The following is a 26,227-nucleotide window of genomic DNA, read 5'->3' as shown; positions in this document are numbered from 1 at the left end:
TATAACAAGCGCGCCGATGATGCCAACCTATAAGAAAAGCCTCCGGAGAACCGGAGGCTTTTTTCATTCTAATTGACTATTGATTCACGAATACATTGCTCTGTAAAACTTCGCGCCTTCAATCGCCAGCTCATCTGCACTATTGGCAAGCGGCCGCCAGATGCAGGCTGCTTTTGCAAGGGCTTCGGAGGGTGCGCCGAATGTTTCCAGCACAATAGCCCCTTCGTACCCTATTTCTACCAGCGCTTCTTTGATGCCGGCCCAGTCCAGATGACCAGTGCCCGGCGTACCCCGGTCGCTTTCATTTCCCTGGATATGGCAAAGCAGGTCTTTACCAATCCTTCTGATAGCGGCGGGTATATTCTTTTCTTCAATATTCGCATGAAAAGTATCCAGCGAGACCTGCAGGTGCGGGTTATTCACTTCTTTCACCAGCTCCAGCGCCTGGTCCACGGTATTGATCATATCCGTTTCAAAGCGGTTGAGCGGTTCCAGGCCAATTACCACACCATGATCTGCGGCTACTTTGGCGGACTCTTTTAAGCCCTCAATGCACCATTCCCTTTCCTGTTTCTTTTGCTCCGGGGAAACGATCCTTGTTTTACCAACAGCTGAATAAACAGGCCCGCTAAACACGGGGCTGCCTACTTTGGCGGCAATGGCTACGCAATCGGCAATATACCGGAGGCCCTGGTAGCGGATGCGGGAATCTGTACCGGAGATATCCCTGTCCTCCCCAAAAGCACCACTGATAGTGATCTTCAGGCCAAGGTCTTTTGCTCTTACCATCAATTCATCCCAGTCAATGATCGCTGCATCTTCTACCGCTACTTCAATGATGTCGTAACCGGCATCTTTGATCTTTGGCAGCAGGTGAAAAGAAGCAGTGGAAAAAGGAGAAACCCATATAAATGTACTCGCGCCAAACAGCATAGCTCTATTTTTCAAAATCAGGAATATGGATGCGTTTCCCATTGTTCATGGCAGACTCGTGGGCGCAAATGCCCGCACAGGTATAATTCGCTGCGATATGGGCATCAACGGCAGAATCTCTTCCTTCCACAATAGCCGCCAGGAACTCCTGTACCAGGTGCGGATGTGATCCTCCATGACCTGCACCCTGTAAGAAGGATACGTGATTAGGATCGTCTATTTTTTCCCGTTTGGTGAAGTGGGCTATTTCAGGTATCAGCATAGCATCCGTATCGGGTACATTTATCCTGCTGGCATTCTCTCCCCCATCAAATATTACATGTTCTTCATCCTGCAACTGCTCCCATTCGAAAGACATTTTAGTGCCGTATACATCATAGCTCTCACGGTACTGGCGCACCACATCAAAAAGAGAACGGGTAGCTTCAGCTACAACGTCTGAGTTTTTTAAGGTGAAAGTGGCTGTTTCCACTGCAAAAGGTGCATTATATCTTTTGGCGAGGTCATCGCTTAACCTGCCGGAGCCATGGCAAACCACGGATTCTGCTTTAGTGTTATTGATACGCAGCAAAGGCGAAATAGCATGGGTGCCATTCAGCATTGGCGGAAAACCTTTCCAGTATTCATCCCATCCGTCCATACTCATATCCTGTATATGTGAACCACGTACAAACTGGATACGGCCCAATTGCCCTGTTTCTGCAAGGTGCAGGCCATACAGGAACTCACGGGTATACAGTGCGGTTTCCATCATCATGTATACTTTGTTTGCTTTTCTTTTGGCAGCTACAATGGCGGCGCAATCTTCCACCGTCATGGCCATGGGAATGGTGCAGGCGGTATGTTTGCCGGCATTCAGGGAAGCCAGCGTCATCTTTGCATGTTCCGGAACAGGTGTTACAATGTGAATAGCATCCACATCTTCCCGTTTAGGCACATCCTCATAATTCGTAAATAACAAATCTTCATCAAGGTTGAATTTAGCCTTCAGTTCATCCAGCGTTTTACGGTTACGCGTACAAATGCCTACTCTTTTAATGGCAGGATGACGTTGATAGATAGGTATAAATTCCTTTCCAAAGCCCATGCCTACGATAACTACAGTGATCTGTTTCATTGCAATGCTGATTTATTATTAGAGATTATTTTTTAGCAGTCCATTTAACGGCGTTACGGAGAATCGTCTGGTACACCGGTAATTCATGTGATGCGGCATCATGCCCCAAAGCAAAACCCACAATACGTGCTTTGGGATGTTTCACCACAAATAAAGAGGGGAACACTTTGCCTTCGCTATCCGGCTCTGTGGAAGCGAGTACTTTAATACCAGGGCCGGCAGGGTCTGGTATGTAATAATAACGTTCATCCTTCAGGCTGAATTTCTTAACCGCACCTTTTGTTACAGGATGTTTGGCGTCCTTGATATTTACCGTAAACTCTCCATACCTGGCATGCCCGCGGCTGCCGCCGCTTACCAGTTTGAAGTTATACATCGGCCAGTCCTGCCAGTTATACCATAGTGCGGCATGCGCGAGGATCAGTCCTTTTCCTGCATTCACAAAATCAAAGATGCCCTGGCGCAGCAGGGTATCTTTCAACGGCTGGTTATTGCAAAGGAAAAGCACATCTATGTTCTTCAGCTGCGGCAGGATCTCTTCCGGCTTGTCAGTATAAGTAACTGTAGCAAGTCCATCGCGCTCCAGCGTAGCGGCATCTGCTCCTTTATACCATTTGTCAAAATCATGAGAGCTTCCACCGCCCACCATCAATACGCGGATCTGGGCAAATGAAGCGCTGCCAAGCAGCAGCAATAATGTAACGAGTTTCAATAGTTTCATAAAAGAAGGGTGTTTATTTAGTTACGACCATAATACCATTCATACCTCTCCAATGCCCCGGGAACGTACATACGAAGGGGTATTCTCCCGGTGTTTTGGGTGCGGTGAATTTCAGGCTCACGGTTTCTCCTGGATTTAATAACCTGGTTGCATGTAATACCTGCGATACTTTGGGCACATACTGCATTTGCGATGCTTTGGGATCTCTCACCATGGCATCCGCCGCAGCGCCCACAACAGGTAGTGTACCGGGTTTAATGATGAGCAGGTTATGCTGCATGCCATCCGGGTTTTCCAGTCGGATGGTTACCTGCTGCCCGGCTTTTACCGTAATACGTTTTTTATCATACTGCATAATATCCTTCACTACTTTCAGATCTATTACAACAGAAGGAATGGCGGCGGTAGTGCCTTCGTTGCCAGACTTATTCAGGGACAGCGATACATTGCGCAGATCTCCCCTCAACCTGCCGGAATATGCTGCCACACGCTGTTGCTCCGGCAGATCTTCTCCTGTGCGTACAGGTACAGTTAAAGCTGTGGTGAATAAACCGGGTGCTTTGCCGGTAGCAGCTACTACATCGTTGATGGCAATACGGATCTGCCCTGTTTTCAGCAACTGTGCCTTTATTTCCATCTTTTCAGGAAGTGGCTCCGTAGTAGTTGCGCTATAAGCAATCCCTTTCTGGTTCAGCACCATTGTAAGCTTATCCTGGGAAACAAACAGTGCATATCCATTCTCTTTATCGCCATGTGCTACGATCGGACCTTCCAGGCCGGCGCGGTTCTCTCTTTTATTGAGCAATGCTTCTATAGTGATCTCTTTGCCGGTAACATCCAGCGTTAAAGGCATGCTGCCACGCTCCAGGGAATAGGTAGCCTGTTGCAATGCTTTCACGTAGGGAGAAGCGGGATCAGCTACAGCTAAAAATCCCTGTTCATGGGTGATCACCGCTGCAAAAAGCGCGCGGGCCAGCCAGGGATCCTTCCTGTTCTGCGCCACCTGTGAAGCTTTGTAAAGGAGTGCACCAATCTGCGGAGAAGCAGGATAATCTGCCAGCGCACGGAATGCAGCAAGCCTTGTTTGCAGGTTACGATCGTTCAGTACACCGCTTTGTGAAATGGCAGCAACGCTTTTATTGTTGTGTGGCAATACTTCCAGCGCCGCCTTGCGTACGCCGGCAGCAGGGTGTTTCAGCGCTTTGTTCACTACCACCAGAGAAGCAGCATTCAGTTCTCCCAGGCCCTGCAGGGTCCATAAAGCATGTACAGCAGGGCTGTTCAGGCCAACTTCATCCACCTTTTGATCGTTGATGATCTTATACAGGGAAGGGATGGCACTTATTGCCCTGGATTCTACCAGCAGGCGTTGTGCGTGCATGCGCCAGAACATGTTGTCGTTGGACAAAGCGGCTACAAGCCCCGGCACATCCTGTACGGATAGTTGCAGAGGTTTGTAGGGCTTTGCATCTTTATGTACGATCCTGTAGATCCTTCCGTGTACAGAATCACGCAATTTGCTCTCGAAAGCGTTGCCTTTACCATGCGGTTGATCTGTAAAAGGCAATACGGTTTCCCGAGGTGCCTGTTCTTTTACAAACACATTATGCTGAATGATGAAATTGTACCAGTCTGCTATCCATACTGCTCCATCAGGCCCTACCTGTGCCTGTACAGGCGCAAACCATTCATCAGAACTGGCTAAGAGGTTCCAGCCATCTTTCTCTTTAAATCCTGCCCCATCCGGCTCCATAATGGCCTGGTGTACGAGGCGGACGGTTGGTTCGCAGATAAAAGCAATACGGTTCCAGTATTCTTTAGGGAAGTTACGTGCGGTATACAGGTGATGCCCTGTGGCAGAGGTAAAACCGCCCATCACATCCACCTGGCGGAGATTGGGCGTCATGGCATGCACATCATAGTGCCCGTCAATTTTCTGAACGGGGTCTACGGAAGGCTGCCCTGCTACCTTTCTCAGCATATGCCAGGAAGGGAGTGAATAGTATGCGCTGTGTGTGTTATTGGCGGTGGAAATAAATACGTTGTTATCTTCAGAGATGCCCAGCCCCCAGGTGTTATTGGAAGTGCGGCCCAGGAATTCAAAGTCTGTTCCGTCTGATTTGAAATGATATACACCCTGCGGAAAACGTTGTGGTTTACCATCGATGGTGCCGTTGAAGCCGGAGTAACCCACTACACCCCAGATCTTGTTATCAAAACCATACTGCAGGTTGGATGGGCCGGAATGCGTATCCTGTTTAGCCCAGCCGGTGAACATCACGGTACGCACATCTGCTTTATCATCTCCGTTAGTATCTTTCAGGAACAGGAAATTAGGCGCCATGGCGAGGATCACACCGCCATTTGCAAAAGTGATGCTGGTGGGGATGTTCAGGCTGTCCGCAAAGATGGTGAACTTATCTGCTTTGCCGTCACCGTCTGTGTCCTCACAGATCTTGATGCGGTCATTTGCCACGCTGTCTACTTCCGTAAATGCATTAGGATAGTCAACTGTTTCAACGATCCACAGGCGGCCTCTTTCATCCCATGCCATGGCAATGGGTTTGGTGATATCCGGTTCCTGTGCAAATAGCTGCATCTCAAAACCGGCGGGCACTTGTGTGAGCTTATTGGATTGCGCGGGCTGCAGGGCTTCCTGCATTTTGGGAACGAGGTATCTTTGGGTATAATCCGCAATGGTATCCGAGTTATAGATATCCACGTCCGGAATGTTGGCTGCAAGGATCTTTTGCTTTACACCGTCTCCTAATGTCCAGAGGATGCTATCCCTCATTTTGTTGAGAAAGGTATTGGTTTTCCAATCACTTTCCTCCGCTTTACCAGCGCGGAATACGCGGCCTTTGTAACTTTTGCCTGCAACATCCAGTAATACCAGCCCTTTGCCGCTTTCTGCAAAAGCCCTCACTTTCTGTTCCTGCACAGGTGTTAAGGGTGCATTAATGATCAATCCATCGTATAGTTCCAGGTTATCCAGTTTTTCAGAATAAGTGAGATTGATCCCGCTCTTGAATAACTTGGTGGCCAGCCAGGATGCATGCTGGGTTTTATTCTCCTTTCCAAAGAACAATACCTCCGCTCTCCTGCCTTCGTCCCGGGAAAAAGCGCACAACAATCCTGTGATCAATAAAACAATTACTTTCTTCATGTCTTTTATTTTACTTATTTACCGGTCGCAGTAGCACCGCCTTATATCCGCCTTTTGATCTGAACCAGAGGATCATAAAAACATAGCCGGCCAGCATGATCACCGGGAACAGGGATACTGTTCTCAGTGCATCTTTCTTTGCCTCTTCCTTTACGTCCTTAATGGTCCGCAGGGTTTCAGGGGAAGCATCCAGGATCCTCACGGGATCGATCACTTTGTAAATACCGAATAAACTGGTCTTTTGCTCTGTAACATAGGTACTGTGCAAAGCGGTGCTGTTCTTTTGATCGTACATGGCCAGGTTGGCATCCAGTTGTTTATCCTGCACAAATCCCAGTATCACTGCGCCGATCACCCCAACGCCTACCTGCCCTACAGCCCCTGTAAAATTCAGGGTAAGCACACCGCCTTTGGGGAATTGTTCTGCCACCACGCCCAGCATGGTACCCCAAAGGAATGTTTTGCCCAGCGCATATACGGTGGCGGCAACTATGATGAGTAAACCTGTTGAATAAGAAAGGAACTGTAAGCCAATGCATGCGATGCATGCACTGGCTGCCAGTAAACCCAATGGAGAAAAACGATGTACAAAGGGCCCTGAATAAAATCTTAGTATGGCCATGATCAGGGAAGTATAGATCAATACCCATCCTCCTTTCAAACCCACCTTCGCCATTTCAGGCGTCATCAGGTCTGTGATCCAGCTGTCTGTTCCCAGTTCCGTGGTAGCCAGCAGGATCATGATCAGTAACAGCAGAATGAACATCGGGCGGCCTAATGACCTTACGAAAAAGGCCAGTATGCCTGTGATGGCCAGGGTGATCACAATCTTGCCGGTAAGCGACCATTCCAGCAGGCTGCCTACCTGGAAGGTGCAGAGAGATACGATAATGAAGATCCCCACAATACCTACTTCCTTCACCATTTCAAGATAACTGACCCCTGCTTCCACGCGCTCGCTTACAGGAAATTGCTGTTTGAAAATGAGAAAACCATATACCAACACAGGCAAAAGAATAACGCCGATGATGGCTTCCCATGGGAAAGTATAGTGCATCATAAAGATGCCGCATAAACCAGCCAGCACCATCCCTGCAGGCCAGCCGGCATGCAGGATGTTGAGCCACTTGGTTTTTTCATTAGGATACATGGTGGCAACAACCGGGTTCACCACCGCTTCAGCAGCGCCATTGCCTAAGGCAAATAACAGCGTACCGATATATAACATCCAGTAACCATCAGCCAGTATGGTGAGTATTACGGAAGCACAATGGCAGGCAAAAGCAAAGATCATGGCGCTTTTATATCCTACCTTATCTATGATCAGGCTAAACAATACAATGCTGATACCGAATGGCCAGAAACTCACACCAAAGATCTCTCCCTGTTGTGTTTTACTGAGCCCGAACTGTATCCCCCACCCGTCCATCAGAAAGGAGCGGAATACAAAGCCAAATGCAGAAGCTACTAATACGGTAAAACAACCCCAGAATAGTTTCTTGTTATCGTTCATTTCCCCGTGGTTAGTGATTTAATTAACGCCGTTTCCGCAGGCCTGTAGGGCGTACCGTCCTGGCGGAAGATATCATGGAACCAAACCGGTGGCTCACTGCCATCTTTAATAGGTGTGTTCCATGCATAAATGGTATTGGATTTACCGGCCACAAGCCCCCAGTTGATCGCAATGATCTTTCTCTTTTTCAGCTCCGGAAGAATATTCTCAAAGCGGCTGTCGTTCGTTCTGGCCATGTATTCTGTACAAATGACCGGCAGGCCTCTTGGCGCCAGTATAGAATCAATGACTTTAAAATGTTTTTTATCGGTCTGGTAATCATGGTAAGTGATCACATCTGAGTTGTCTAACTGGTATTGGCTCAGCTCTTTCAGATCAAATTTCCATACACCCACAGAAAGCGGTTGATCAGGTCTTACTGCCCAACCCCAGCTGAACACTTTTTGCAACAGTGGCATGCTTTTATTGCCATGTTTTGAATTACCGGGTTCATTGTACAGGTCCCACAGTAAAATGCGTTTATCACTTTTGAAAGTAGTGAGGATATCTTTCACGTATGTTTCCAGTAAAGCGTGATCTACCTGTACTACGCCGGGATCCTGCACCCAGCCTGAATTGTGGATGCCCGGTTTGGGAGCTGGCTGGGTACCTGCTTTGTAGGTATCATTCCAGCAGTCATCAAAGAACACGAAGATGGTTTTGATCTTGTGTTTGTTCGCAATAGTGAGGTATTGCTTCATGCGGTCTTTAAATCCTTCCTTGTCTATTTCCCAGGCAAGGTGATGCAGGTATACCCGCATATAGGTCATACCTATCCCTGCTGCATAACCAAGGTCACGGTCAATGGTAGCGGGATCAAACGATTCTTTCTGCCACATCTCCAGCTGGTTAATAGCTGTAGCGGGCAGAAAATCTGCACCTGCGCCCCAGGCTACTTTACTGTACCACGCGTTTGCCTTTTCTTTTGTCCATTTTTGTGCTGAGGCCTGTAATGCTGCCGCCAGCACCATCAATAACATAAACTGTTTTTTCATTCGTTCCGTCTTTTTTAATTAGTCAATTAGAATATAGAGAATAAAAGCGCATTACCTCCCGAGAGATAATGCGCTGTTGTATTACAGTGTCAGCTTAACAACGGGTGAAAAGATCATGTCTTCCACACCGGCTACCTTTAAACCGATGCGGGCGAAAATATAATTCTGTGCAGGTACAATTGCAGGAACTGCAACTGTTAAAGAAATATTGTTCGGATCAGTAATGTTCGCGCCTGTTCTGCTTACCTGCGCTACATTGTAATTACCGTTACCGGATACAAAAGTTGTTTTATTGAGATAAAGGTTCACGCGCTCAATGTTCCTTGCATTAGCATCTGTGATCACCTTTTCCGCTTTGAAAGTAGCCGTAACATTGTTACCCGCCGCTGTGATCTGTGGTGTTCTGATCATGTAATACGGCGTTACTTCAAGGTCCAGCTGCTGACTGCCATTCATTGTTACCGTAATGGAATCAGGTGCACCGCTGGGTAGTTTTTTCCAGATGAAGGGCCCCTGTCCGTTAGGGATCAGGAGCTTATAAGTACCATTGAACAACAGTACGGAGTAAGTACCTTCCTGGGTAAAGGAGGTATTACTTACAGCGCCTGTTTTACCAAAACCAAACTGGTAGAGCTGGTAAGGCACCTGGTTGAATTCTACGTTAATCGCCTCTCCCTGGTATACAAGCTTTCCGCTCAGCTGGGCAGTTGGAGGATCGTAGTTATCCTTGTCGCAGGCGCATAGAAAAAGAGAAAAACTGAGTATGGCTATGATGATTTTCATGATGTTGCTTTTTACGGTTTAGTCCTGGTTCGGTTGTCTAACGATCTTGGGATTGTTGGACAGGATATCGTTGTTGATGTTAGAATAGTAATTACCAAAGCGGAAGCGGTTTGCGCCGGTCACCACCGGTGATCTTTGCATCCTGTATACCCATTTACCGTGATTGGGATTGCCTGGATTGTGCAGCTTATAAGACCATAAAGACCAGGGCTGTGTATTCCTCTGCATGGCGGTACCTATATTATTGAGCAGATCTGCCTGGTTCATTGCCTGGCCGTCCCAGACAATGTGTGCCCTTCTCCAGCGCTTGTTATCGAAGAGTATATGCCCTTCAAAAGCCAGTTCTGCACGGCGTTCATGCATGATCCGCGCGAGCGTGATATCTCCTGCTCCCAGTGGTATGATGAGGCCTGCACGTGCGCGCACCTGGTTCATATAACCTGCGGCAACACCTGTTTGCCCCAGCTCAAAGGCTGCTTCTGCTGCGTTCAGCAATACTTCTGCAAAACGATAACGCACAAATGGCACTTCACTGCCTGTACCCCTTGAGCCGGAACCGATGGCCGGATCAATGTACTTGCGGATATAGAAACCGGATTGCGCGGTAAACTCCATGCCATTGATAGGGCCATCGTACCCTATCACCTGCACGGGTGTTGTAGTCCCCGGCAATGTTTTGAACTGTCCCCGCTGATCGCCGGAAACAATACTGCCATCTGCCAGGATATAACCGGCCCAGATATCTACTGCCCTGCCTTTAAAGCTGGTGCCAGGGAGCATAACAGTTCCCGCCAGGCGGGCATCCCGGCCGGCAAAGATGTCCTGCTGATTCGTATAGTAGATGGGGTTACCACCGGCATCTGTTACAGGCAGAGGGCCAAATGTATTATCCAGCTTCTCGAAGGAATGTACAAGGTTCAGGGATGGATTGGTACGGCCGCCTTCCTCTTCTTCCGCGCCGAACCTTGGCTGGTTGGCAGTTGTAAAACCATGTACTTTTCCGCTCTTCAGCTTGAAGTCTTCCATAAAGATCGTTTCAGGGTTATTACCCTTATCAAAGAAGATGGAAGCAAAATTCTCTCCCAGGTCCTGTTTCTTTTGATACAGGCCATAAGCCCCTGCAGTACCTCCCATCAATTCCTGGGCGGCCTGCAATGCTTTGGTATAATAGGCATTGGCCTGTTCAGCAGGGATCCCTGTTTCCCCGCCAGGTAAACTCAGTTGTGGTGTATTCACACCATACCTGGCAATAGAACCGGCATATAATGCAGCGCGTGTAAGCATAGCAAGCGCGGCGCCTCTTGAGGCCCTTGATTTTACATTTACATCCGCCGGCAGGTCTGCTTTGATAGCTTCCGCTTCAGCTATCACAAAATCGTACATCGCTGATTCTTTGGCACGCGGATGTTGCAAATAGGTGGGATCGCCTTTATAGTCATACTGCATGGATTCCAGGATCAGCGGTACGCCGCCCATCCGCTTCGTCATTTCAAAATAATGATACGCACGCAGGAAACGGGCTTCTGCCAGGAAACGTTTTTTGTTGGCTTCAGACAGGGCTGTTGCGGCATTACATCTTTCAATGAATAGATTCAGCTGGCGGATGTAACCGTAGTCCCAGTTAGACCAATCCCCATATCCCCAGTCAGTACGTTCAACTATATTTTTGTTCCCATTCGCAGAAGGAAAGGCTTCCCCGAAATCAGCCATTGTCACCCAGTTTTTAATGGTGGCAATATCCAGCTGGCGGTTATACAGGTTGGCCAGGATAGACAGTACTATTGCCGGATCAGAAAAAGCCTGCTCATTACTGAGGATAGATGTTGGCTGTACATTCAGGAATTCGCTTTCCTTTTTGCAACCGCCAGAACCCAGCAGGGTGGCGGTAAGTATCGTAACGGATAATATCTTTCTCATGATGATAGTAATAAGTTTTCGTTAAAAGGACAGGTTCACACCGAAGTTGATCACTTTATTCTGCGGGTATTGCAGACCGTTCGTATCATTCACCTCCGGATCAATATCGTATTCCCTCACATTGTCAATAGAGAACAGGTTGAAGGTGTTCACATAGAAACGTGCTCTTTGCATCTTTGCTCGGCTCACCAGCGAAACAGGGATCGTATATCCCAGCTCTATCGTTCTTGCCCTTATATAAGTGATATTATGTGCCCAGAAAGAAGATGGGCGGGTATTGCTGTGACCGCCTTCGTTGTAACGGATAGCAGGATATTTACCCGGTATCCAGGCGCTGTTCCGGTCAAACGGATCTGCACGGTGCCAGCGGTCTAAAAAGATCTTGCTTACGTTACCATCATTCTGAAACGGATTCTTCAGCTCATTTTCCTGGAACCAGGTGTATTGTGTAGCGCCGGAGAAATCAGCGGTGAAGTCAAATCCCTTCCAGGTAGCGCCAAACTGGAGGCCGATGCTGATATTCGGTTGTGAGCCGGTAGCCCATCCTATCGGGCGGCGGTCATTGTCCGTGATCCTGCCATCGCCATCTACATCTTTAAAGATCAGGTCTCCGGGCAGTAATGTTCTGTTGCCCTGCCCGTCTATATTCACGGGATAGCTATTGATCTGCTCCTGGGAAGTGAACTGCCCGATGTTTTCAAATCCAAATACAAACCCCCTCAGCCGGTTCAGGTCAGAAGTATAATACTGGTCTACGGAGTTAAAGAAAACACGCCTGTAAGCGGTGAGGAATTTTTCGCGGGAATAGGAAATGTTACCGCCTATCCTGTATTTCACTTCGCCGGCATCTCCGTTATACCCGAGAGAAAACTCATGTCCGAAACGGGCATCGCTGTTGAGGTTTTCATTTGGCAGGCTATAACCCAACTCTGATGGTATCAGCCTGTCTATTTTTGTATCACGCAGTCCCGTGCGTTTCCTGTAGAAGTAATCATAAGTACCGGAAACCTTACCATTGAACAGGCTGAAATCAAAACCTACATCAAACATGGAGCTTTTCAGCCAGGTAATATTGGTAAAGGGCACTCCCCTGTCCTCAGCCCCTATCACAGGTACGCCGTCCAATATGGACATACCTACGTTGTAGTTATAACCACCTACGTAGGAAAAGGCAGCCAGGCCAAGCGCATCGCCATCATCACCCAGTATTCCGTAAGAACCACGGAATTTCAGGTCTGACAGTACTTTATTATTACCGAGCAGGTTTTTCATGAAAGGCTCTTCCGTGATCCTCCAGCCTGCAGACACGCTGGGGAAATAACCTATGCGGTAACCAGGCGCAAAGAGATAAGAGGCATCTCTGCGCATGATACCTTCCAGGAAATATTTGTTACCATAAGTGTAGTTTATCCTGGCGGCAATACCTGTTCTGGCCTGCCTGGTGTCAATATCAGTATAAGTATCTGATGTGGCAAAATAGATCAACGGCAGCAGGTTGGAAGTAGGCACCGCATGGATCCAGTTCTCCAGGTTCTGGCTCTGCAAACGTTCGGATACGATCATGGCAGACACACTGTGTTTTCCAAAATCCCGGTCGTAGGACAGTCTTATCTGTGAAGTCTGATTGATCACTTTACGCTGCCGCCGTTCCCTCCAGGGATTAATACTTCCCCCGGTCCTTGTATACTTTTCATCAACAGGATTATAAGTATACGTGTCGTAAGTGTATTCATGGTTATTAAGCAACTGATCAGCCAGGTAGTAGGAATACAAACCTGTAAGTTTAAGGCCTTTTATGCCTGGTATATCCCAGTCTGCATCCAGGTTGATCTGCATTACACGCCAGTCGTCTTTATACCGGCCTGCATATTTATAATTGAGGTATCCCCAGTTGGTTTCATTATGTTTGATATCATTCAGGTAATTGGGGTTATCATTGGCATAAGGCCTTTCCAGCGGCGTATTGCGGATAATGGCAAAACGTGCCTGCCAGTAGTCATCTCCTGTTGGTACGCCGGGGTTTTCCCTTGTTTCTATCCTGCCGTTCACGTTGGCGCCTACCTTTAACCCGTTGGCCACTTTAGCGGAAACATTGGATTGAATGTTAGTTCTGGTAAATTTATATTCCCTTCCCAATACGGAATTCTGGAAAGTACGTGTAGCAGAAACATAATAGGTCACGTTTTCCGTTCCCCCTGTGAAGTTGAGGTTATATACATTCAGCGGTGCATTGCCCTGTACAATGAAATCCCTCCAGTTAAAGCTCTGATAGCCATATTCTGTTCCGGCCTTGTATTTCTCCAGTTCTGCGGGTGTGATATTGGTGGTAATGGGATTAGCACCAACAGGCAGCACCTTGTTCATTTCCGCTTCCGCTTTAAGGCTCATGTAATCATATGAATTCGTCAGCGGATTAATAAAGCGCGTCCAGTTCTGCAAACCAGTGCTGGCATCCAGGTTAATGGAGCTGCGTGCTCCTGCACGGCCTCTTTTTGTTTGCACCACTACCACACCGTTTGCTGCGCGCACACCGTAAATGGCTGCTGCGGCATCTTTCAGGAAAGAGATGCTTTCAATGTCGTTTGATGCAATGTTATTGAACTGGCCGGCGTCCTGCTGCACCCCATCGATAACGTATAAAGGGTTACCCAGGTTACGGATCTGTATGTTGGCAGATGCACCGGGGCGGCCATCCGGCATACGGAAAGACACACCTGGCACTTTACCTGCCAGTGTGGAACTTGTGGTGGAACCACCCCTTACGTTGCCGATATCTGCAGCGGATATGGTAGAGATGGCATTGGTAAGGGATTTACGCTTGGTGGCGCCATATCCCACAATCACTACATCGGTGAGTTCTGTTGCGGATGTACTTAACAGCACCGGTATATTTGTTTTTTCTCCTATTGGCACTTCCAGTGTTCGGAATCCTACCATGGTGAACACCAGCGTTGCACCGGCCCTCACATTGATCGTATAATTCCCTTCCGGTGTAGATAAAGTTCCATTCGTTCTGCCTTTTTCATAAATGGTTACATTCGGCAGCGGGCTGCCGGTGCTGTCCTTCACAGTACCCGTTATTTTGATGGGGCCGGTCTGTGAAAATACAGGCGATGCGAGTACCAGTAACAGTAAGAGCATACTGCTACGAAGTGGGTTGAGTAAAGGTTTTAGTGTAGTGTTGTTCATAAGTGAAACTGATTTTGGTGATTAGTGGAAGCAATAGCCATCCGGTTAAGCCGTTCGTGGAAACGCTCATCAAATAGTCAGATTAAAACATCAGGAATTATGGTCAATCCCTCATCACGTGGACATCGATTTTTTTTGGCATAATACAAAAGGATAGTACCCAGCCAATCCTTTTACTATCATGGATTCTGGTTTGTGTATAGATCAGTTCATTAACGTTATCCAAAGAAATAAAAATCATTTCAGAAGCATTAGCCGATTTATTTCATTTTTTAGCCAAAACGTAACATTATTGTTCGCAACAGATTATATTTGAGCAGCGCAAATAAATCAACCACGTTGAAATTCAAACACCTGTTATTCTTATTGGCCGTTCTTCTGACAAGCGAATACAGTAAGGCCCAGCAATATTACTTCCGGCATTACCAGGTAGAGAATGGTCTCTCTCACAACACCGTGTTCTGTGTGCTGCAGGACCATCGTGGTTTTATATGGATGGGAACAAAAGACGGCCTGAACCGTTTTGACGGGCATGTATGGAAAGTGTTCCGCCATGTGGAAACTGATCCCAGCAGCATAGCCAGCAACTTCGTGTATACCCTCCGGGAGGATAATAAAGGACAGATGTGGGTAGGTACCGGCAGGGGTTACCAGAAATACAATGCGTCTACCGTGAGCTTTGAATCAGACACAGCAGCCATCCCTCCCACTGCTTCCAGGCTTACTGCCGATACGCAGGGTATATTATGGTATATCAGCAGCGGAAAACTATACCGTTATGACCATGCGCAGGATAGCACCCGGGACTATACTCCTCCTATAGACCTGAACAATGTGGACGTTTTCCATATCACCAACAGCAATATCCTCTGGATCTCCTTATATAATGGTGACCTGTTCAGGTTTGATCCTGCCACAGGTGCCCTGAAGAAATATGATGTTTATAAACACTCCCCCAAAGCAGGCACAAGAGACATCAATGTGCTGTACGCTGCCCATGATGGCAGGCTACTGATAGGCACATCTGCACAGGGACTAAAAATACTGGATGAGCAAACAGACACTTATGAAGATGTTGTAACCAGTAACCCCAGCAATGTTAGTCTTTATGTGCGGGATATTATCCATAATACCGGCAGTGAATACTGGATCGCTTCAGAATCCGGCATTTACATCTACAACCTTCAGACAAAGCGGATCATTAACCTGCGCAAGGAATACAATAACCCTTACTCCATTACGGACAATGCCGTGTACTGCCTCCGCAGGGACCAGGAAGGTGGCATATGGGCAGGTACCTATTTTGGTGGTATGAACTATTATCCCAAACAATACACTTACTTCCAGAAATACTTCCCGGACAACAGCAATAATACAATCACCGGTAATGCCGTACGGGAGATCTGTGAGGATAAGTACGGCAACCTCTGGGTGGGTACCGAAGATAATGGAGTCAGTAAAATGGAACTGGCCACCGGTAAGATCACCCATCTTAAACCCGGCAAAATATCCCATACCAATGTGCACGGGTTACTGGCTATTGACAATGAGCTATGGATAGGCACCTGGGATAAAGGCGTGGATGTGGTAGACATCCCCAGCGGCAGGCTGATCAATCATTTTGAATCAGGCCCCAACACTTTCTCCAGTAATTTTGTTGTAGCGTTTTTCAAAACAAGCACAGGCGATATACTGGTGGGCACAGGGCGCGATCTTGTGAAATACAACAGGGCCGCTAATAACTTCTCAAACATAGATGAAGTGCCCTTCAGCAATAAACGCAGTATTACGGAGGACAAGGAAGGCACTATATGGGTAGCCACTTCAGACAGGGGGCTATTCTATTATAATCCGCATACCGGCGCAAAAGGGAATTACCAGTATGATGAAAAAGATTCTACTTCCCTTGCCGGCAATAGTTTGAATAGTGTAATGGTGGATGCAGACCAGAACATCTGGGCCAGCACAGAAGGCCAGGGCGTTTGCAAACTCAACCCGGATAAAAAAACCTTCTCCCGTTACACCACCCGCAATGGATTACCCAGCGATTATATCTTTAAGGTATTACAGGATAACAGCCGCAATATGTGGATCACCACATCAAGAGGCCTGGTGTGCATGAATCCGGTCACTAAAGAAGTCAAGGTGTTTACCAGCATCAATGGTCTTCTGAACGATCAGTTCAATTATAATTCCGGCTACAAGGATAAGAACGGGAAGATGTATATAGGCAGTGTAAAAGGCATGATCAGTTTCAACCCGGATACCTTCATTAAAGATACTTTTGTGGCACCTGTTTACATCACCGGGTTTAATGTAAAGAACAAAGCCATTACACTGGAAGATAAAAAAGCGATCATGCTGGCAAAGCGGGTGATACTGCCACATGATGAAGCGTCTTTTAGTATAGACTTTGCCGCATTAAGTTTCACTGCACCGGAAACCATTTCCTATGCTTATAAAATGGAAGGGCTGGATAAGGAATGGACCCACCTGGAAACCAACAGGGTTGTTTATTTTACAGACCTGAAACCCGGCAGGTACAAGTTCCTGGTGACCACCACAGACAACAACAATAAACGGGGAGAACATCCTGCCGCACTTGAAATAGAGATCCAGCCGCCTTTCTGGGCTACGTCCTGGGCTTACCTCCTGTATGCCTTACTATTGATATCCGGTTGTTACTATTTCATCAACCGTTACCATGTACGGCAGACCCTGAAACATAAACGTAAACTGGAGGAATTGCAGCATAAAAAAGAGAAAGAACTTTACCAGGCTAAAGTTGATTTTCTTACGAATGTAGCGCATGAGATCAATACGCCTTTAACACTGATCAAAGGACCATTGGAACAGGTCATTGAAAACCCTGAAGAGATCATCGCCAACAGGAACCACCTGCAGGTCATGGAAAGGAATACCAACCGCCTGGTGCAGCTCACCAATCAGTTGCTGGACTTCCGGCAGACAGAATCCACCGGCTTCAGCCTCTATTTCTCCAGGCTGAACATCACAGAGATCCTGGAAGACACTTATGAGAACTTTAAGATCCCTGCCGCACAGAAAAAATTGCAGTACCAGCTTACCGTGCCAGACCAGCCGGTGTTTGCCTTTGCGGATGAAGAAGGCCTCAATAAGATATTCAGCAACCTTTTCAGCAACGCCGTGAAATATGCAGATAAGCTCATAAAGATCCGGTTGTGGGATAACGATAACGGCATGATCACGCTGGAAGTTTCCAATGACGGGAACCTGATACCGGATGAAATGAAAGAAAAGATATTTGCACCCTTTGTGCGGCTGAAAAATAATGAGAAGCAGAAAGGCACCGGCATCGGCTTATCTATCTGCCGCTCCCTCACTACGCTGCATAAAGGAGCATTATATGTGGCTGACCGGAACGATGGCTTGAACACATTTATACTTACTATCCCGGGCATTACCGAAAACCACTAAAGAAACGCCATGCAACCTGTTATTTTATTAGTCGACGACAATGAAGAGATCATAGAATTCGTTTCCTCCATTTTACAGGCAGAATACATGATCCTCTCTGCAGAAAATGGAGAAGAGGCTATTGCTAAACTGCACCATGAAATGGTGGACCTTGTGATCAGTGATGTGATGATGCCCGTAATGGATGGTTTTGAGCTTTGTAAACGCATTAAAACCACTTTTGAGATCAGCCATATACCCGTAATACTCCTGACAGCTAAAAATACCTTACAATCAAAAATAGAGGGATTGGAGATCGGGGCAGACGCATACATTGAAAAGCCCTTCTCTCCTGCCTACCTGAAGGTACAGATCGCCAACCTGCTCAGTAACCGGCATAAAGTGCGGCAATATTTTGCCAATACTCCCCTGGTACATATTAATACCATTGCACACACACGCGAGGATGAAGCCTTCCTGGAAAAAATCTACAACTGCATCCTGGAAGAGATTGAAAATACGGAACTGGATGTGGAGCATCTCTGCAAATACGTGAACATGAGCAGGATCAGTTTGTACAGGAAGATTAAAGCAATATCCGATCTTACCCCGCATGAGCTGATCAATATCACACGGTTGAAGAAAGCCGCGGAATTATTATCCACCCAGCAATACAAGATCTACGAGGTGGCTATGATGACGGGTTACAAATCACAAACGCATTTTGGGAAGAATTTTATTAAACAGTTTGGCGTGAGCCCCAGCCAGTACATTATGCAAAAGAAATAAAAAGGCCCCCTGTACAATGGGGGCCTTTTCTCATTTAAACGTATACAGATACAACGAGTAATCCTGCTGAATACCCGTATGCCCCAATTGGCGTAACATGGCGGTAATATTGCCGCGGTGGTACGTGCCGTGGTTCACTACATGCTGTATGATATCTCCATAGCGGAAATCCATTCCCCAATAAAAGACAGTGCTGTTCATGTCCTGTGTTTCCACAAAGGCCAGGAACTTAGCCTGTATACCGGCAAGCAGTGCCTCCATTTCTTCGAGGCTGCATCCTTTTGTGGTTTCCACCAGTTGATCTATGCGCTCTTTTGAGGGTTGATAATCCGGTGTAACCAGTACTTCAAACCATCCAGTATCAACTACATACATATGCACCAGTGTATCGAAGATGGAAGGGAATACACTCTGCACCTGTTGAAAGACCAGCCCCTCCGGCAGGCTTTTCAGATGCATACAGACCCTGCCGTTAGCCCAGTTGTTGTAACGGCATAGCTTTGCTGAATTAAGATCCATGCGGAAAATAATTAAATACTACAATAAATAGGTTGTGATTAAAGCGCCGGGACGCTTTGGTGTATAGGCTCCTAAAGAGCCTGCCGGGTGTGTTTGCAATGGGTCATATTACACCTCCTTTTTCTTCAGATACGCCCGCAAGATAATATAAATTCAAAGTATAATTAATTATCTTTAGTCATTATGAAATCCCAAATGGTGGCTTTATACCAATTAGCTGACTTAGGAAACTCCTATTTACCGCCTTCTCACAATCTGCCGCTTTCTTATACAGAGCAGATCAGAGTTGCGGAGCCTGCACATTTCAGTGTGTTCCGGCTGGATGAATACCCCGGCAACCAGGCATTTGAGGCAAACAGGAACGATCTGTACAAGGTACTGCTGCTGACCAAAGGGCGCAGCCAGTTTCATTATCATGAGCAATCTTATCGCGCTGTTGCGGATTGCATCCTGTTCCTGAAACCTGCAGAGGTCAGTTCATGGAAGGATACTACAGCAGAACGGGAAGGTTACTACTGTATCTTCAATCCTTCTTTTTATGCTTTTAATGCTGTACACCTCAAAGCACTACAGGATAATATGCTGTTCAACAACCCGGTACTCCAGCTGAGCCCGGCACAGGCAACCATCTTCCGCGACCTGTTTATTAAACTGCACCAGGAATTCAATGATATCATTCAGTATAATACCGAGATGTTGCGGTTATACCTGCACATGATGCTGATAGAAGCAGACAGGGCTTACAAATATCAGATGGCGCAATTAAAAACGACTGCTGATGCGGCACATGTGACAGAACGTTTTCTGCAATTGCTGGCAGAAGAAGCTGACAAAGTGATGCGGGGACAGGAATTGCGCATGAAAACAGTAAAGCAGCTGGCAGATCTGCTGGAGGTGCACCCCAGTCACCTGAATACCAGTGTTAAAAGTGTTACCGGAAAAACCCCGCGGGCGTTTATAAAGAACAGGCTGGCGCATGAAGCACTGCAGAACCAGGCCGTACATTAATGCTGTTTCAGTTTCCCTTCCAGCAGGGAATACTTATAGAATTCCTCCACTTTGGCACGTGCCCAGGGCGTTTTGCGTAAGAACTTCAGGCTGGATTGAACAGAGGGATTGCTGATAAAGCAGTTGATACGGATCTGGTACCCCAGCTCCGCCCATCCATAACTCTCCGCAAGTTGTGTAACCATCATTTCAAGCGTGATCCCATGTAAAGGGTCTTTGGATGTTTGCATGCCGCAAAGTTAATTATACTCTCGGAACGCAGAAAGAAAACTCAGCACCTTCACCGGGCGCGGTTTTCACCTGCAATACCCCGCCATTACGTACAATGAATTCCTTACAAAGCTGTAAACCCAAACCGGTTCCCTTTTCTTCTTCCGTACCCTCTGTGGAATAGAAGCTGTTCTCTGAGAGCAGTCTTTCTACTTCTTCCGGATGCATGCCCATGCCATTATCCTGTACATACAGCTCCACTGTTTTAGCGCTAGTTCTGCAACCTACGAGGATCATCCCTCCTTTGGGGGTGAATTTGATCGCATTGTCCAGCAGGTTGCGCACAACCAGGTTCAGCTGGTTGAAGTCAGCCAATACCATTATGCCTTCAGGAATGTCTGCCTTCAGGTGAATGTTCTTCTGATCCGTGGCATACCAGTAGGTTTCGATGATCTGTAATACGAAGGGATATAAGATGATCTTCTGAGGCCGTGTTTCTATGCGGTTCATCTGGGAAAGGGACCAGTTGAGCATATTGTTCATGGTGCCTGTAATATGTTTGATGTTCTGCCGTACGGTGAGGGAGAAATCCTGTATTTCCCCGGCAGACAGGGCTTTCAGCTCCACCAGGTCCAGCATGCCGGACAGGTTGTTGAGCGGTTTTCTCAGGTCATGCGAAATAATCCCCAGCATTTTATCTTTCACATGATTGCTCTCTTTCAGTTCTTTTGTTCTTTCTGTAACTTCTTTTTCCACGGCTGCCAGCATGGCCTCCTGCATCGCTATCTTTTCCCTTTTCATTTCTGTATAATGACTGCCAAGTGCTAAGGAGAGCAGGCTCATTTCAATAGCAGAGGCAATCGGCAGGATGTAAAAGGTCCAGAAACTGAAAGGCAGGAAAGGCAGTAATCCTGTATTGGCAGTAGCAAACAACATCATACTCACCAGCAATACACTCCAGGCCGCTAAAAAATACCGGGCAGGCTTGTAGCGCTGCTTAAGGGCTTTAACGGCCATGTAGATAAAAGCAAAAGGCAGCAGGAAACTGCAAAGTTCCAGGATCTTGATGGCTCCCGGCCTGTATCCGGCCAGGTTGAAAACAACCGGGATCCACAACAGCCCGATGAGTATGAATAAAGCTTTCCTCAGCCTGGGTGCATGCTTTTTCCCATCCAGGAAAGAAACGGAAAACAGGATGGCGAACATATAGGTAACGGCTACAAAACTGATCCCGTTCATGTTGATGAAGTAGGATAACGCTTGCCCCAGGAACACGTGAAACCCGCGCAGGTAAAACAATACAAAGCCCACGAAGCAGATCAGGTAACAGAGATAATACAGGTAGTTGCGGGTACCCAGGCTGATATACAGGAAAAGATTGTAGGCGAATAAAGCCAGTACCACACCCGCGTATACCAGTTCTATCACAAACAAACCCATAAAGGAACGCTGCAAGCCCTCCGGCGTGGTCAGGGCCAATGGGATGATCACGGCATTACCGGAACGGACGCGTACCCAGAATTCTTTGGGCTGCCCGTTGGAAGCCGGTAGTTCAAAACTAAACCCGGGTACCTTAAAGCGTTTGTTCTTAAGCGGTAAATGACTGCCGGAAACGATTGTTTTAAGCCGTCCGCTGTCAAAGTAATACAGGAAAATGCTGTCTATATTCGCGAACTCCGCTACCAGGTAAGTTCTTTCTTTGCTATTGTAGGTGGCATGGATCCATATAGCAGCGTTGGTGATGCCATAGCTGCGCATATCATGTATGTAAGGCTTAAAATTTGCCTGGAATGCAGGCTGCATCACATCGTTCAGCGTAAGCTGCGCATCCTTATCCGTATACCAGCCGCACAGCCTGCCTATCCTTTGGTAGGATTGTTGGGTTGACAGCTTCACTACAGGTGCAGCAGAAGACTGAACTGCGAATAGGACTGTAAAAATTACATATGATAGTATGATTCTCAAACCGGGGATATATAAATGCGTAGGATGAATATACAATTAATATTCGTCCTGAAAGCCTTGCCAGTAAATAAGATGCAGGTTATTACGACACAATTTTGTTTGTGTGCGATACCTCTGATTCGGCAATCACTAAGAAATGCGATGCTATTTTAATAATTTTAGCCCATAAAAGACTGGAAATTGACTAAACCGATACTTGTTATAAAATTTGGAACGGCATCCATTACCCATGATAACGGCGAGCTGGATGAAAGTGTAATAGCCGCTATTGCGGAGCAGGTGGCTGCTGTGCATGCGGATTACAATGTGGTGCTGGTGTCCTCCGGGGCAGTGGCGGCAGGCAAGAAACACCTGAAGGCCTATAGCGGCACCATCAGTGAACGGAAAGCTGCGGCGGCCATCGGCAACCCGGTATTATTGAACCGGTATTCCCATTACTTCTCGGCTTATGGTATTGCCATCGCCCAAAGTCTTTGTGAGCGGCAGCATTTCTCTAACAGGAACCAGTTCCTGCAATTAAAGAAAACCTACGAAGAGTTATGGGCCAGCGGCATTATTCCCATTGCGAATGAAAACGATGTGGTGAGTGATGTAGAGCTGAAATTCTCTGACAATGATGAACTGGCTACCCTTATTGCCGTGGGCTTTGGGGCATCCCTCCTGCTTTTCAGCACCTCCGTGGCGGGTGTGCTGGACAAGGAAGGGAAAATAGTGCCGCAGATCGATGAAATAGACGAAGCAGCCTTTGCGCTGGCAGACAGGAAGAAGTCTTCCCTGGGCCTGGGAGGCATGGTATCCAAACTCACCTTTGCGCGTCTGGCCACCCGGATGGGTATTGGTGTGGTGATCTTTGGCATCAGCACGCCTGATGGCATTTCCCTGGCCATAGCAGGGAAAACAGGTACCCGCTGCCTGGCACAGGCCCGCAGTAATATGCCGGCCCGGAAGAAATGGCTGGCCAGCGGCAGCCTGGTTACAGGGCGCTTGCAGGTGGATGCCGGAGCAGAACAGGCGCTGAAAAAACGGCGCAGCCTGCTGGCTGTTGGAGTGATAGGCATATTGGAGAAGTTTGAATGCGGTGAAGTGTTTGAAATTGTAGACGAAAATGAGCAGGTAATAGCCGTAGCCAGGGCCAAGGTATCTTCAGAGGTACTGGCTTCTGGGAATAAAGCGCAGAATATAGAAGTGGCGCATGCAGATGATATTGTTTTGCTCTAGAAATATTTGAAACTGAAAGACAAAAGACATGGGATCGATCTTACCATTACTGGAACAGGCACAAAATGCCACCCGTTCCATCAAAGCCCTGGCCGACGAAGGAAAACAGCAATTGCTGCGTGACCTGGCGGCCAGGTTATTGTTACATACAGACGAGATCATCCGCGAAAACCGGAAGGACCTGGATAAGATGCCCGATACAGATCCAAAAAAGGACCGTTTACTACTGAATAAAGAACGTATCGCCAGCCTCGCCGCCAGCCTGGAAGATATTGCCCTCCTGCCCGACCCCGCCAACCAGGTGCTTTCTGAAAAGAAACTGGAGAATGGATTACGGGTGCGCAAACTCACCGTTCCCCTCGGTGTGGTGGGTGTTATCTACGAATCCCGCCCCAATGTAACGGTAGACGTGGCTGCCTTGTGCCTCCGTTCCGGCAATGCCTGTGTGTTAAGAGGTGGCACGGATGCCTTTCATACCAACCAATGCCTGGTTGCCCTCATTAAGGAAACCTTGCAGGAATCCGGTGCTGATCCAAATGCTGTACAATTACTGCCAACAGACCGTAACCTCATCAATGAGATGCTAACGGCTGTGAAATACATAGACATCCTGATCCCCCGCGGTTCCCAGCAACTGATAGACTTTGTACGGGAGAACTCCCGTGTTCCGGTAATAGAAACCGGCGCAGGGGTTTGCCATACTTATGTGGAAAGTACGGCAGACCTGGATAAAGCCAGTAAGATCGTTACCAATGCCAAAGTATCCCGGCCATCCGTATGTAATGCGCTCGATACGGTATTGGTAGATGCAGCTGTTGCTTCTCCTTTCCTCTCTTTACTGGCTCCTTCCCTGGCAGCCTATAATGTAGAGATCTTTGCGGATGAAACCGCATACGGCATTTTAAAAGCCGGTGGCTATCCCCAACTGGTGGCTGCGCAGCCGGAAGATTTCGGGCGCGAGTTCCTGGACTTTAAATGTTCCGTGAAAGTGGTGAAAGACGCAGAAGAAGCTTTGGAACACATCCGCCGGTATTCCTCCAAACACTCAGAAGCGATCATCTCCAATAATACCGCTTTGAGCGACAGGTTCCTGCAGGAAGTGGATGCTGCTGCAGTATACGTGAACGCCTCTACGCGGTTCACGGATGGTGGCGTATTCGGATTGGGTGCAGAGATCGGTATTTCCACTCAGAAACTGCATGCACGCGGGCCTTTTGCCCTGGAGAAACTGGTAACAGAGAAATGGGTAGTGTATGGTGATGGCCAGGTAAGATAAAAACAGACATCATAAAATGAAACGCTCCGGGACTATTTCCGGAGCGTTTCATTTTATAAAAAACCTCCCCGGATTTACCAGGGAGGTTATATTCGACGCCAAAGCGTCACAGTTTTCTTTTGCGGAGCAACCCGGTTAGGCGATACCAACCGAAGGTTTCCACGAATATCCTGTAGATTGCATGAATACCTCCTTTTTATTTGATGAACAATGAATTTACGGGAATTAATCCAAAAACTTTGTTAAACTATATATGATTGATTTGCATAATGCCAGATCAAAAAGTACAACTTATTCCTGTAATTGTCCATTGCTCACCGATTGTTAGTGCACTACTTTTACATCATTCTCCAATCAAAAAATATTTAGTGACAGTTGTAGGTTAACAATCGGGGGCCGTTTTCTATCGGCCCCTTTTTTATGCTTACGCTGATTGAATGCGTACACCCCGTATACCTTTGATCTGTCAGTTATTCGTTAACCCTTATCTTAAAAATTAAACCCTTATGAAAACATTGTTTTATTCGGCTATTGCCCTTAGCCTGTTTTTTGTTAGCTGTCAAAAAGATGGTAATTCCCCTTCAACCCCTCCTGAAGCCGAAAAATTCCCTGTTAGATTTTCTGTTACTGATTTCGACCGTCAGGTCACCGATCTCGATTCCAGGAAGGCAGGAGGTCAGGATCTTAGTAACGCGAGGGATTCTTTAGGCAACGCCATCCAACACCTGCATTATATAGCATATAATAGCAGCGGAAACCTTGTCAGTACTAAATACCAGTCCCTGGCCACTAATAATGTGGAATTTGGGCATATCACTGATTCGTTGCCTGCCGGTGTGTATTCTATTGTATTGATAGGTTCATCTCCGGTCCCGGCAACCATCTTTTACTCAGCCAGTGATTTCGGACAGGCAAGGTTGGATTTCAAGGATAGCAACGGGCAGTTATTGAAGATCCCGGACACCTACTATAAACGTGTGACCACAATGGTAGGTCCCAATAGTAAGCTGCCGGATTCAAGTATCCTGCTCCAACGCGTCATCAGCAGCATTGAAGTGCGTATTGCAGATGCCCTGCCTGCTGACAGTATTAATGTTTCTGTATCCCATCAGGCCACCAGGTTCTTTTTTAACAGGGATCAGTCTTCAGATGGGTATGATATCAGGTATCTCAGCAAAAAAGATGCAAAAACCTATGGTGATTATGTACTTTTCACAGAGATCCCTTCTACTGTAATTATTACAGCACTTGACCGTACCACAGGAGCAGCCCGCGTCAAAACAGTTTACAACGTGAGCTGCTACCGGAATAAGAAGGTTGTTTTATCAGGGAATATGTTTTCCAATAGTGATACCTCGGGCTTTAAGATAAGTGTAAATGATCAGTGGGATGACAATGGTGATCCGATACCTTTCTAATAAAAAAGCCCTCATA

18 protein-coding genes are annotated in these 26,227 nt (G+C 47.2%); 6 read left to right on the top strand and 12 right to left on the bottom strand.

The window, feature by feature from the left end:
* Positions 1-84 precede the first annotated feature (84 nt).
* The 9 genes from AAHN97_RS09530 to AAHN97_RS09490 all read right to left on the bottom strand — a co-directional run bounded on the left by AAHN97_RS09530 (position 85) and on the right by AAHN97_RS09490 (position 14,373).
* Complete coding sequence (locus AAHN97_RS09530) at positions 85-948, bottom strand: sugar phosphate isomerase/epimerase family protein (RefSeq protein WP_343307359.1); 864 nt, start codon at positions 946-948, stop codon at positions 85-87.
* Positions 938-2,050, bottom strand: coding sequence for a Gfo/Idh/MocA family protein (locus tag AAHN97_RS09525; protein WP_343307358.1), 1,113 nt, complete (start codon positions 2,048-2,050; stop codon positions 938-940). The genes AAHN97_RS09530 and AAHN97_RS09525 overlap by 11 nt, the downstream gene beginning before the upstream one ends.
* A 25-nt stretch (positions 2,051-2,075) precedes the next feature.
* Complete coding sequence (locus AAHN97_RS09520) at positions 2,076-2,771, bottom strand: ThuA domain-containing protein (protein ID WP_343307357.1); 696 nt, start codon at positions 2,769-2,771, stop codon at positions 2,076-2,078.
* A 13-nt stretch (positions 2,772-2,784) separates the two neighbouring features.
* On the bottom strand, positions 2,785-5,937 hold the full coding sequence (locus AAHN97_RS09515) for a PVC-type heme-binding CxxCH protein (RefSeq protein WP_343307356.1): 3,153 nt from the start codon (positions 5,935-5,937) through the stop codon (positions 2,785-2,787).
* Between the two features lie 10 nt (positions 5,938-5,947).
* A complete protein-coding gene (locus AAHN97_RS09510) occupies positions 5,948-7,450 on the bottom strand; it encodes an MFS transporter (RefSeq protein ID WP_343307355.1) in 1,503 nt (500 codons plus the stop codon).
* Positions 7,447-8,484, bottom strand: a complete 1,038-nt coding sequence (locus AAHN97_RS09505; RefSeq protein WP_343307354.1) for a cellulase family glycosylhydrolase — start codon at positions 8,482-8,484, stop codon at positions 7,447-7,449. Before AAHN97_RS09505 ends, AAHN97_RS09510 begins: the two co-directional genes overlap by 4 nt.
* An 81-nt stretch (positions 8,485-8,565) precedes the next feature.
* A complete protein-coding gene (locus AAHN97_RS09500; RefSeq protein WP_343307353.1) occupies positions 8,566-9,267 on the bottom strand; it encodes a DUF3823 domain-containing protein in 702 nt (233 codons plus the stop codon).
* Positions 9,268-9,285: 18 nt separating this feature from the next.
* Positions 9,286-11,184, bottom strand: coding sequence for a RagB/SusD family nutrient uptake outer membrane protein (locus AAHN97_RS09495; RefSeq protein WP_343307352.1), 1,899 nt, complete (start codon positions 11,182-11,184; stop codon positions 9,286-9,288).
* Positions 11,185-11,205: 21 nt separating this feature from the next.
* Positions 11,206-14,373: a SusC/RagA family TonB-linked outer membrane protein gene (locus AAHN97_RS09490; RefSeq protein ID WP_343307351.1), complete on the bottom strand. Its 3,168-nt coding sequence runs from the start codon at positions 14,371-14,373 to the stop codon at positions 11,206-11,208.
* A gap of 339 nt (positions 14,374-14,712) precedes the next feature.
* On the opposite strand from AAHN97_RS09490, the gene AAHN97_RS09485 reads away from it, so the two are divergent.
* A complete protein-coding gene (locus AAHN97_RS09485; RefSeq protein WP_343307350.1) occupies positions 14,713-17,829 on the top strand; it encodes a ligand-binding sensor domain-containing protein in 3,117 nt (1,038 codons plus the stop codon).
* 9 nt (positions 17,830-17,838) lie between these two features.
* A complete protein-coding gene (locus AAHN97_RS09480) occupies positions 17,839-18,597 on the top strand; it encodes a response regulator transcription factor (RefSeq protein ID WP_343307349.1) in 759 nt (252 codons plus the stop codon).
* Positions 18,598-18,627: 30 nt separating this feature from the next.
* Here AAHN97_RS09480 and AAHN97_RS09475 read toward each other — a convergent pair whose 3' ends face one another.
* A complete protein-coding gene (locus tag AAHN97_RS09475) occupies positions 18,628-19,116 on the bottom strand; it encodes a DinB family protein (protein ID WP_343307348.1) in 489 nt (162 codons plus the stop codon).
* Between the two features lie 183 nt (positions 19,117-19,299).
* Between AAHN97_RS09475 and AAHN97_RS09470 the strand changes: the two genes are divergently transcribed.
* Positions 19,300-20,124, top strand: a complete 825-nt coding sequence (locus AAHN97_RS09470; RefSeq protein ID WP_343307347.1) for a helix-turn-helix transcriptional regulator — start codon at positions 19,300-19,302, stop codon at positions 20,122-20,124.
* Here AAHN97_RS09470 and AAHN97_RS09465 read toward each other — a convergent pair.
* The gene (locus AAHN97_RS09465) at positions 20,121-20,354 is read right to left on the bottom strand and encodes a VF530 family protein (RefSeq protein ID WP_343307346.1); all 234 of its coding nucleotides are present in this window, start codon (positions 20,352-20,354) and stop codon (positions 20,121-20,123) included. The two genes, AAHN97_RS09470 and AAHN97_RS09465, sit on opposite strands and share 4 nt — an antisense overlap.
* A gap of 13 nt (positions 20,355-20,367) precedes the next feature.
* The gene (locus AAHN97_RS09460; protein ID WP_343307345.1) at positions 20,368-22,299 is read right to left on the bottom strand and encodes a sensor histidine kinase; all 1,932 of its coding nucleotides are present in this window, start codon (positions 22,297-22,299) and stop codon (positions 20,368-20,370) included.
* Positions 22,300-22,479: 180 nt separating this feature from the next.
* On the opposite strand from AAHN97_RS09460, the gene proB reads away from it, so the two are divergent.
* From proB to AAHN97_RS09445, 3 genes are all read left to right on the top strand, one after another.
* Positions 22,480-23,517 (top strand): glutamate 5-kinase, encoded by a 1,038-nt coding sequence (proB, locus tag AAHN97_RS09455; protein WP_343307343.1) that lies wholly within the window; start codon positions 22,480-22,482, stop codon positions 23,515-23,517.
* A gap of 28 nt (positions 23,518-23,545) precedes the next feature.
* Complete coding sequence (locus AAHN97_RS09450) at positions 23,546-24,793, top strand: glutamate-5-semialdehyde dehydrogenase (RefSeq protein WP_343307342.1); 1,248 nt, start codon at positions 23,546-23,548, stop codon at positions 24,791-24,793.
* A gap of 506 nt (positions 24,794-25,299) precedes the next feature.
* Positions 25,300-26,211 (top strand): hypothetical protein, encoded by a 912-nt coding sequence (locus AAHN97_RS09445; protein ID WP_343307341.1) that lies wholly within the window; start codon positions 25,300-25,302, stop codon positions 26,209-26,211.
* The last annotated feature ends 16 nt before the right edge of the window (positions 26,212-26,227 follow it).

This window comes from Chitinophaga niabensis (assembly GCF_039545795.1).
GTDB classification, from domain to species: domain Bacteria; phylum Bacteroidota; class Bacteroidia; order Chitinophagales; family Chitinophagaceae; genus Chitinophaga; species Chitinophaga niabensis_B.
Note: the sequence above shows the minus strand (reverse complement) of the source record. Positions and strands in the feature narration are given on the sequence as shown.

Bases quoted from the DNA above. Each gene is read 5' to 3' on its own strand.
- AAHN97_RS09500 (WP_343307353.1), bottom strand. From the start codon at position 9,267: ATGAAAATCATCATAGCCATACTCAGTTTTTCTCTTTTTCTATGCGCC.
- AAHN97_RS09505 (WP_343307354.1), bottom strand. From the start codon at position 8,484: ATGAAAAAACAGTTTATGTTATTGATGGTGCTGGCGGCAGCATTACAG.
- AAHN97_RS09445 (WP_343307341.1), top strand. From the start codon at position 25,300: ATGAAAACATTGTTTTATTCGGCTATTGCCCTTAGCCTGTTTTTTGTT.
- AAHN97_RS09480 (WP_343307349.1), top strand. From the start codon at position 17,839: ATGCAACCTGTTATTTTATTAGTCGACGACAATGAAGAGATCATAGAA.
- AAHN97_RS09470 (WP_343307347.1), top strand. From the start codon at position 19,300: ATGAAATCCCAAATGGTGGCTTTATACCAATTAGCTGACTTAGGAAAC.
- AAHN97_RS09525 (WP_343307358.1), bottom strand. From the start codon at position 2,050: ATGAAACAGATCACTGTAGTTATCGTAGGCATGGGCTTTGGAAAGGAA.
- AAHN97_RS09450 (WP_343307342.1), top strand. From the start codon at position 23,546: ATGGGATCGATCTTACCATTACTGGAACAGGCACAAAATGCCACCCGT.
- AAHN97_RS09475 (WP_343307348.1), bottom strand. From the start codon at position 19,116: ATGGATCTTAATTCAGCAAAGCTATGCCGTTACAACAACTGGGCTAAC.
- AAHN97_RS09510 (WP_343307355.1), bottom strand. From the start codon at position 7,450: ATGAACGATAACAAGAAACTATTCTGGGGTTGTTTTACCGTATTAGTA.
- AAHN97_RS09465 (WP_343307346.1), bottom strand. From the start codon at position 20,354: ATGCAAACATCCAAAGACCCTTTACATGGGATCACGCTTGAAATGATG.
- AAHN97_RS09495 (WP_343307352.1), bottom strand. From the start codon at position 11,184: ATGAGAAAGATATTATCCGTTACGATACTTACCGCCACCCTGCTGGGT.
- AAHN97_RS09520 (WP_343307357.1), bottom strand. From the start codon at position 2,771: ATGAAACTATTGAAACTCGTTACATTATTGCTGCTGCTTGGCAGCGCT.
- AAHN97_RS09490 (WP_343307351.1), bottom strand. From the start codon at position 14,373: ATGAACAACACTACACTAAAACCTTTACTCAACCCACTTCGTAGCAGT.
- AAHN97_RS09515 (WP_343307356.1), bottom strand. From the start codon at position 5,937: ATGAAGAAAGTAATTGTTTTATTGATCACAGGATTGTTGTGCGCTTTT.